The 2,183-nt window shown below is 59.3% G+C and carries 4 protein-coding genes; all 4 read left to right on the forward strand.

Translation table 11 applies throughout. From position 1 onward, the window contains the following. The first annotated feature begins 100 nt into the window (after window positions 1-100). Window positions 101-961: an ATP-dependent DNA ligase gene (locus FCU66_RS38790; RefSeq protein WP_136622745.1), complete on the forward strand. Its 861-nt coding sequence runs from the start codon at window positions 101-103 to the stop codon at window positions 959-961. Further along, window positions 962-1,174 carry a hypothetical protein gene (locus tag FCU66_RS38795; protein ID WP_136622744.1) on the forward strand — a complete coding sequence of 71 codons (213 nt, stop codon included), beginning with the start codon at window positions 962-964 and terminating at the stop codon, window positions 1,172-1,174. A 69-nt stretch (window positions 1,175-1,243) separates the two neighbouring features. Continuing rightward, the gene (locus FCU66_RS38800; protein WP_136622743.1) at window positions 1,244-1,462 is read left to right on the forward strand and encodes a DUF768 domain-containing protein; all 219 of its coding nucleotides are present in this window, start codon (window positions 1,244-1,246) and stop codon (window positions 1,460-1,462) included. A 77-nt stretch (window positions 1,463-1,539) separates the two neighbouring features. Next, window positions 1,540-1,782: a hypothetical protein gene (locus tag FCU66_RS38805; protein WP_136622742.1), complete on the forward strand. Its 243-nt coding sequence runs from the start codon at window positions 1,540-1,542 to the stop codon at window positions 1,780-1,782. Window positions 1,783-2,183 lie beyond the last annotated feature (401 nt).

Raw genomic sequence — 2,183 nt, forward strand, 5'->3', positions numbered from 1 at the left:
GCCGTGAATGGGGCGGCGGGCATCTATATCCAATTCGTCTACATGTTCCGGAATTATTTTTAGCACATGCTGATTGAATCGCGGTTCGTGGGTCCAGTGCATGCGTCTGAAGTTCGTCCCGCCTTTGATGCCGACCCTTGTCGAGCAACCGCCGGAAGGCGACCATTGGATTCATGAGGTCAAGTTCGATGGGTACCGATCGCAACTGATCGTCGATGACGACGGCACCAGGATCTACACGCGCAACGGCCATGACTGGACGGCGAAATATCGCGATCTGGTGAAAGAGGCGGCGAACCTTGGCGCCGAGAGTGCGATCGTCGACGGCGAGATCATCGTCCTAAACGAAGCCGGCCTGTCTGACTTCGGCGAGCTACGGAAGGCCATCACCAGGCGCCAACACGACCTGTATTTCGTCGCCTTTGATCTCCTGCACCTCAACGGCCACGACTTACGCGACATGCCGCTGGAGGATCGGCGCGAGATCCTAGCCGAGATGATCCCGAAAGGCAGTCGCATCCAATTCAGCGAAGCGCTGCCGGGCACTGGCGTCGCCGTCTTTCATCTCGTCGACCAGGCCGGCTTGGAAGGCATGGTGTCGAAGCGGCGAGACAGCAAATACCGAAGCGGACCGTCGACCAACTGGCTGAAGGCCAAATGCTACTCGATCGATGAATATGAGCTGCTAGGCGTCGAGCGTGAGGCTGGCAAGCCGGCGTTCGCTCTGATGGCCGAGCGCGGCACCGGGCGCTACGTCGGCAGCGCGTTCGTCACCTTGAACCGGGAAATGCGGGAGAGGCTATGGAAACGCGTCCAGGAGCGCGCAGGCACGGCGCCCAACGGCATGAAGCGGCGGGCGACGCAGTGGGTTAAGCCCGGGTTGATCGGCCGTGTGAAGCATCTGCGGGGCGAGGAAGACCTCCGCCACGCCTCGCTGCAGGATTTCAGAGAGGAGGACTAGATGCCGATTAGACGAAAAGCTGTGGACGCCGGGATTTTTGATCGTGCCGAACTGGCCCTGCTAGGGCGGGTTTTCGACCAACTCAAACTCGTCGACGACCAATCGCCCGATGCGCAGGGCCGATTGGCCTCCCGGATCATTGCCAACTACATGGCCGGGATAAAGGATGAGGCCGATCTCGTCTCACTGTCGAGACAGCCGCTGGGGCGTTAGCCCAAGGCGTAACAATTTGAGCGTCGTCAAGGCGGTGGAACCTAATATCGGCACCGAGATTAAGCGGTCATGAGCACACGCGGAATCAACTTTCTGGATCAATGGCTGGCCAACAACGTGCCTGAGACGACGAAGGCTGATGTCATCTCGGTCGACGAGCTCACGCACAAGCTCATCGCCGACGCCAAGGCGCTTGGCATCGAGCGCGTTGAGATCGACGAAGAGGTGGGCAGCCTCTATCGCACGATCCTCGACGCGATTGTGCATTACGACCCTGGACTGCCCTGAATAAGCCCTTGCCAATGAGATCGAGGCGAGGAATATAATCCTCACGTTGCGGCGAACCCCATCAACGGAGATCGCCAATGGCCAGGACCAAACCGTCAAAGCAGCTCTCGCAGGAAGAGATCGAACGCTTTCTGACGGCAGCAGAGGCGCTGCACAAGAGCATCGTGAGGCCCTTCATATCCCCACATTGCGAGCACTACCGGGCAACGCGTGTCTTGCATGAGGTGCTGTTGAACGCCGTGCGGGAAGTCACAGGGAAGGAAGTCGCCTTCATTCAATGGAACGGGACAGGGCCGTCTAAGGGGCCTACGGCTGGGTAGCGCCTAGCGCCCGATGCTTGTGACGGAACATTAGCAGTTTCGGATAGTTGAGTTCATGCTCGGATGTCGTTGGCATCCGGCGAAGGCTGTTGGGAAACCTTCAGCCGGCCCGCGTCATCGGTCCCTCCATGGCGCGGGTTTTCATTGATCCGTGGTCAGGACGGTGCGCCAGGGCGGCGTGTCGGCCATCTCTTCCTCGCGAAAGACAAGGCAGAGGCAGAACGCGATGGAACAGGCAATGGCCCAGGATGGGGAAGCGCTGAGATTTAGCTGCCCCCTGCTTTGCTGAATACAACCGTGCCGTCGTCTTTGCGAACTTCCACCGCCACGATACCGGACTTTCGATCTGGAAAGGTCGACAGCGCGTATTCCCGTGCCGCTTTCTCGGCATCAAATGGCGT

It is taken from the genome of Mesorhizobium norvegicum (assembly GCF_004919685.1).
GTDB classification, from domain to species: domain Bacteria; phylum Pseudomonadota; class Alphaproteobacteria; order Rhizobiales; family Rhizobiaceae; genus Mesorhizobium; species Mesorhizobium norvegicum.